The 6,000-nt window shown below is 71.7% G+C and carries 7 protein-coding genes and 2 pseudogenes; 5 read left to right on the forward strand and 4 right to left on the reverse strand.

From position 1 onward, the window contains the following. Positions 1–221: 221 nt before the first annotated feature. Together UK82_RS38680 and UK82_RS38685 are read left to right on the forward strand one after the other, a co-directional pair. Positions 222–485: SDR family NAD(P)-dependent oxidoreductase (locus UK82_RS38680; RefSeq protein WP_236706134.1), on the forward strand; the 264-nt coding region annotated here is incomplete at its 3' end. A 1-nt stretch (position 486) separates the two neighbouring features. Further along, positions 487–896, forward strand: a pseudogene (locus UK82_RS38685) (short-chain dehydrogenase); the annotation flags it as partial. A 16-nt stretch (positions 897–912) separates the two neighbouring features. Here UK82_RS38685 and UK82_RS19075 read toward each other — a convergent pair. The 3 genes and pseudogenes from UK82_RS19075 to UK82_RS42910 form a co-directional block, all read right to left on the reverse strand. Beyond that, entirely contained in the window at positions 913–1,086 is a 174-nt protein-coding gene (locus UK82_RS19075; protein ID WP_199865815.1) for a hypothetical protein, read from the reverse strand. Positions 1,087–1,135: 49 nt separating this feature from the next. After that, positions 1,136–2,003 (reverse strand): tetratricopeptide repeat protein (locus UK82_RS42905; RefSeq protein ID WP_396230595.1); only part of this gene is annotated, 868 nt, incomplete at its 5' end. 1 nt (position 2,004) lies between these two features. Then, positions 2,005–2,131, reverse strand: a pseudogene (locus UK82_RS42910) (DsbA family protein); the annotation flags it as partial. Positions 2,132–2,207: 76 nt separating this feature from the next. On the opposite strand from UK82_RS42910, the gene UK82_RS19085 reads away from it, so the two are divergent. Beyond that, entirely contained in the window at positions 2,208–2,858 is a 651-nt protein-coding gene (locus UK82_RS19085; protein ID WP_063897523.1) for a TetR/AcrR family transcriptional regulator, read from the forward strand. On the opposite strand, the gene UK82_RS19090 is transcribed toward UK82_RS19085, so the two are convergent. Next, entirely contained in the window at positions 2,848–4,086 is a 1,239-nt protein-coding gene (locus tag UK82_RS19090) for an ABC transporter substrate-binding protein (protein WP_044887669.1), read from the reverse strand. The two genes, UK82_RS19085 and UK82_RS19090, sit on opposite strands and share 11 nt — an antisense overlap. Positions 4,087–4,548: 462 nt before the next feature. On the opposite strand from UK82_RS19090, the gene UK82_RS19095 reads away from it, so the two are divergent. Next, positions 4,549–4,992 carry an NUDIX domain-containing protein gene (locus UK82_RS19095; RefSeq protein ID WP_083507267.1) on the forward strand — a complete coding sequence of 148 codons (444 nt, stop codon included), beginning with the start codon at positions 4,549–4,551 and terminating at the stop codon, positions 4,990–4,992. A 102-nt stretch (positions 4,993–5,094) separates the two neighbouring features. Further along, positions 5,095–5,559, forward strand: coding sequence for a DUF1707 domain-containing protein (locus UK82_RS19100; RefSeq protein ID WP_044887667.1), 465 nt, complete (start codon positions 5,095–5,097; stop codon positions 5,557–5,559). The last annotated feature ends 441 nt before the right edge of the window (positions 5,560–6,000 follow it).

The following is a 6,000-nucleotide window of genomic DNA, read 5'->3' on the forward strand; positions in this document are numbered from 1 at the left end:
ACGGATACCGTCCAGGGTCGGATGTTCCCATCTCGGATGTTCCGATCTCGGAACATCCGCTACAGTGGCCCGCGGCTCCCCACGCCGCATCCCTTCCTACGACGCACCGTTCTCCACGACGCACCGTTCTCCACGACGCACCGTTCTCCACGACGCACCGTTCTCCACGACGCACCGTTCTCCACGACGCACCGATTTCCACGACCGCAAGGAGAAGGCATATGCCGACCATCGCCATCGTCGGGGCCGGGCCCGGGCTCGGGCTGTCCATCGCGCGCCGCTTCGGCCGGGAGGGCTTCGCCGTCGCGCTGCTGTCCCGCAACCAGGCGACGCTCGACGACCTCGCCGGCCAGCTCACCCGGGACGGCATCACGGCGGCCGGGTTCGCCGCCGATGTCCTCGACCGGCCGTCCCTCGTCGACGCGCTCACCCGCGTCGAGGCGCAGCTCGGCCCGATCGACGTGCTGGAGTACTCCCCCGCGCCGNCCGGGCGGCAGAACGCCCTGAACCCGATCGTCGAGGCGCTCGACGTGACGGTGGAGAGCATCCAGCCGGAGATCGAGTACTACGTGTACGGGGCGGTCACCGCGATCCAGCACGTGCTGCCCGGCATGCTCGAACGCGGCACCGGAACGCTGCTGGTCACCACCGGGGCGTCGTCCGCGCTGGTCTTCCCCCGGATGGGCAACATCGGCATCGCGACCGCCGCGCTGCGCAACTGGGTGTTGGCGCTCAACGCCTCCCTCGCCGACAAGGGCGTGTACGCCGCCCACGTGCCGCTCGCGACCTTCATCGGCCGCGGCGGCCCCGAGACCCAGCCGGACACGATCGCCGAGATCTACTGGGAGCTGTACACCAAGCGCGACCAGGCCGAACGGCTCTACTCGACCCTCTGAACCCTGTCCTCCGAGCTCAGCCGAGGGTCCAGCCCGGGCAGTCGACGTAGCGCTCGCCCTTGTCGATGAGGTGCGACGCGGACAGACGTCCGATGACCGGCCGACCGCGAAAGAAACCCACCCGCCGCTGTGCCGCATCGGCGACCACGGGACGCGCCGCGCAGGCGAACTGGACTCGCTGGCGGTCCACGGCCCATGCCGCAGCCGGCCGCATCAGGCACGTGTCGCGAAGGCGACCGTCAACCCATCGTCGTTGACGATGGTGCCAGCGCAGCGGCCAGGCGCAGGTGCGCGGCGCCCTCCGGTCCGCCGGCGCTCTGGCGCTGCAGTGTGCGGCCCAGCAGCTGGTGGACGTAGGGATCGTCGGGAGTTTCGTCGACCAGCGCCTCCAGCAGGTGTCGGGCCCGGCCGAGCTGCGCGGAGGCATAGCAGGCGCGGGCGGCGAGCAGACGTACCCCACGGTCGTCGCCGTGCTCGGCCAGCAGCGGGCCGAGCAGCGTGAGCGCGCCGAGCGGATCACGCAGCTCCAGCAACGACTCGGCGTGGCGGTAGCGGCGGACCTCCGCCGGCGTTTCCCGTGCCGGCTCCGCCGCCCGACCGGCGCGCCGCAGGAACTCCGCGATCACCTGGGGAAGCTGCGCCCCGGCCATCGCCCGCTCCCCCACGAGGATCGTCGGAGATGTCGTCACGCCCCGCGCCCTGCCCTCCAGCAGCAGATCCCGGACGGCGTCCCGGCCCGCGTCGCCGGCGAGCAGGCCGGCACCGGCCGGAAAGCCGCTGGCGGCCGCAAGAGCCCCCAGGACCGCGCGGTCGCTGATGTCGGCGGCCTCGACGAAGTGCGCCCGCAGCACCGCCTCGACGACGGCGTCCTGCAACGACGAACCGCCGTGGTCGTAGGCGAGGGAGACGAGGCGATGGGCGTCGGTCGGGTCGACCCGCCAGGCGGCGCCCCACGGCGGCCCCAGCCCGACCTCGGCGGCGACCCGTGCCGCCCGCTCTCCGCCCCCCACGGGCGACGCGTCGGGGACGTACCAGCTCAGCGCGCCGGCCACGACCGGATCACGCAGCGCCTGCGCCAACGGCTCGGCCGCAGCCGGCGCCGTGGGGNCGATCCGAAACGGCCGCCACACCACGTCCACGTCCTCGCCCGACCAGTCCGCCAGCGTCCGCTCGAGGCGGCGCTTGCCGATGTAGGCCCAGGCGCACACCACGTCGGCCCAGATCTCGACTCGCATGGATGGCATGCTAAGCGACAGCCATCGATTAGTCGACAGGTGTCGTACAAGCGACGGCTGTCGTACGGTGATGCGCGTGAACGTCAACGACCCGCGGGCCCGCCGAACCCGGGCCTACCTGCGGTCGGCCTTCCTGGAACTCGCCGCGGAACGCAGCCTGGCGGCCATCACGATCTCCGAGGTCGCCCGGCGCGCGGAGATCAACCGGGCCACCATCTACCTGCACTACCCCGATCTGGACGCGCTCGCCGCCGACGCGATGGGCGACGCCGTCGCCACCGTCACCCGCCTCGCCGGGCTCTGCCCACTCGACGCCCCGCCCGAGTCGGCCCCGGCCCCACTGGTCGACCTGTTCACCCATATCGCCGAGCACGCACCGCTGTATGCGCGGGCGCTCGGCGCCGAGGGCAATGCGTCGCTCGCGGTCCGTCTACGCGAGGAGCTGGCCGCAGCACTGCTCGCCCGCTTCACCGTCGGCGCCCGGCCCGCGGTCTCGGCCGGCGTGCCGCCCGAGCTGCACGCCGCCTACCTCGCCGGCGCGCTGCTCGGCGTCGTCGCGCAGTGGATCGGCGCGGACCTGCCCGGCTCGGCCGCCGACGCGGCGAACGCGACCTGGCGGCTGATGGCCGCCACCCGACCGGCGACCGCGCCGATCGAGCCGACCGCGCCGACCGCGCCGGCACCGGCACCTGAGCCGGATGGGGCTGATCGTGCTGTCAGGGGCTGAGCTCGTGGCCGCAGAGGTTCGGCTCCACCACGACGTACCCGTTGCCGGCCGGGTTGGCCTGGACGAAGGAATAGCACGTGGTGGGACGGGCGGCGCCGGCTCGGAAACTGATCGTGCTGATCAGCCCGTCGGCGTCGTAACTGTTCACCGCGCGCAGTCCGTCGATGAATCCCTGCCGGGTCGGGCAGCTCCCGGCGAGTTGCAGACCGCGCAGGAAGATGTCGGCGCTGATGTAGGAGATCACCGCGATGTCCTGCTCGGGCTGGGCGACCTGCGGGGCGAACTGGCGCATCGCCGCGAGATAGGCGTTGATCCCCGGTCCGCCGATCTCGAAAGGCTTGTAGAACACCGGCACGGAGATTCCCGCCGCCTGCGGACCGACGGCACGCAGCAATGCGTGGTCGTACCCGTTGGCGGACAGGACGACCTTCGGGTTGTGGCCTGCGTTGCGCAGCACGGTCAGGACTGCGACGAGGTCCTTCGGTTCGATGATGCCGACGATGGTGTCCGCGCGGGCGGCGACGATCCGCCGGGCGACCGCCACCGGATCGTCGACGCCCGTGGTGAAGGTGACCGCGCCCAGGACCTGGACGCCGGCCGCCGCCAGGCTGCGCGCGTATGTCGAGGCGGTGGTGGAGATGCCCGCAGACAGCGCGGTCTGCAGGATCACCGCGCGGCTGCCTCCCTGGTCCCGGACGAACCGGCCCTGGGTGTCGACGGCCGAGTCGGTGGCCGTGGTGGCGGCGAACATGTTCCGGTCCTGCGACCAGACCTGCTCCGAGGCCAGGCCCGTCACCGGGACGCCCTGCTGGGCGAGGTAGCCGGCGCTGCCCGACGCCGCGACGGACAGTTCGACGACGCCGAAGACCCGCCGCTGGTCGACGAGGTCGCGCGCGGCGATGCCGTTCGTCAGCGGCGAGCCCTGGTCGTCGCGCCACTGGTAGACGACGCGGCGCCCGTTGACCCCGCCGGCGGCGTTCACCGCCCCGAGCCGCGCGTCGATCCCCGCGCGGGCCGCCTCGAAGATCGGCGAGACCGGCCCCGAGTCCGGGTACAGCACGCCGAGATCGATCCGGTCGTCGCTCACCCCCGGGCTGGCGCAGGCCGCGACCGACGACGTGTCACCCGGTCCGCATCCCACGAGCGTGACCCCCGCAACGGCAAGCGCGGTGACGACCGCCCAGGCGCGCGGGCAGCGGCGGGTGGATGTCCGGTGGCGCGAGAACACGAGAACCCCTGAACGGCCGTCGTGACAGAAGAGGAGGCGACCCGAAAACGCGGTGGAGGGCCTGGCTTGCCACACCAATCACGAGGTGACAATCCGCGGGTCGATCAGAAAGACAGAGACCGGAGCGAACCATACCAAGTCACCGTCATCATGATGCCGCCGCCTGCACACGGCGGGCGCACACTCACCAATCAGGGAGAAGATACGCCAGAAACGTCGAATTCCCGTTCCCCGCCATTCATCCGCCGGCCACCGGGTCGTTCTCCGGCCGCCCCTCCAAGCAGCGGCGGCCTGCAATTCAACCATCCATTGCTTCGGCTGTCCCGACTTTCCGACAACACGTGATCACCGTTACAGCCAGAGCCGTCCGGCCTGGTCGCCGCGCCGCCGTGGACGGCGGATAGCGTCGAGCGGGTGGTCGGAAGCGAGCGGTACGCGGTCCGCGATGAGTATCGGACGCCCGTGGATGTGCTGCTGTTGGTGCTGCGCGAGGGCCGGCTGCTGCTGACTCGGCGGGCAGGCGACATCTACGGCAGCGGGTGGTGGGCGCTGCCCAGCGGACGTCTCGAACCGGACGAGGACGTGGTGACCGCGGCCGTCCGCGAGCTGGACGAGGAGCTGGGGCTGCGGGTCGAGGAGGACGACGTCGTCTTCGTCGGCGTCACCCATGCCCTGCCCCCGGACAGCGGCGCCCGGATCGGCTTCGGCTTCCTCGTCGCCCGGTGGGCGGGTGAACCGACCATCCGGGAGCCCGAGCTGTGTTCGGAGCTGCAGTGGTCCGCGCCCGACGAGCTGCCGGAGCGGACACTGCCCTACACCAGAGAGATCGTCCGCCTGCACGTGCAGGGCGAGCACTTCTCCCGCCCCGGTTGGCCGCCGAGCACCCCGCCCCGCCCGGCGGGCTGAGAAGCAGACCACCGGCAGCCTGCTCGGCTGCACCTGCAGCGAAGCAGGGACATCCGACATACCGTGGATATGGGTGGTGCAACCTCCAGCGGAGGAGCGGCGATGACGGACGACGCACGGGATCTCGGCACCTCGAAGAACGGACCGGACGGCGCTGTACGGGCCAGCGACGCGGACCGGACGCGCACCGCCGACTGGCTTGCCTGGGCTGCGGGAACCGGGCAGCTCACCCTGGACGAGGCGGATGAGCGGCTGGCCCACGCCTACGCGGCCCGCACCCTCGACGAGCTCGCCTCGCTCACGGCGGACCTGCAGCCCAGGCCGCAACCCGCCGCGCCGCCGGCACAGCGTCCCGGCCTGCGCGATCGACTGCACGGGCTCGACCTGGCCGGTCCGCCGCATGCCGTGATCCCGGTCGCGATCCTCGCCCTTTTCCTCGTTCTGCCGGTCCTGACGCACGGCGCGATGTGGTTCCCCTGGCCCCTCATCATCGTCGGGATGATCGCCGGCAAGGCGCACCACCGCCATCACCACGCACCGGGACCTCACCGACGTCGGGACCACTGAGTATCCCGTCGCTCTGACGGATCCGGCCGCCGAGTGTTCGCCGGAAGATTCCCGCGCATGCGGGGACGACACGCTCGGCAATCTTCCCGCATTCCTGGACGAGGGAAGATCCCTGCGCCTGCGGATACGACGGCCCGGTGCACCGCGATGACTCTGTGGAGCGGAGAAGATCCCCGCGCGTGCGGGACGACCAGATCGTCGCCGGGGAGGGTGGTGATGTCCAGAGAAGATCCCCACGCGTACGGGGACGACTGAAGGGTGACCCGCTTGCCGGAGTGCAGGCCCGGAAGATCCCCGCGCGTACGGGGACGACTCGCTCTGGCGCGACCAGGTCGCGGCGCCCGTGGGAAGATCCCCGCGCATGCGGGGACGACACGACGCCACGTGGGCGGAGGTCGTCGACGCCGGGAAGATCCCCGCGCGTGCGGGGACGACCCCGAC

This window comes from Frankia sp. ACN1ag (assembly GCF_001414035.1).
GTDB classification, from domain to species: Bacteria; Actinomycetota; Actinomycetes; order Frankiales; family Frankiaceae; genus Frankia; species Frankia torreyi.

Bases quoted from the DNA above. Each gene is read 5' to 3' on its own strand.
- UK82_RS19100 (WP_044887667.1), top strand. From the start codon at position 5,095: ATGACGGACGACGCACGGGATCTCGGCACCTCGAAGAACGGACCGGAC.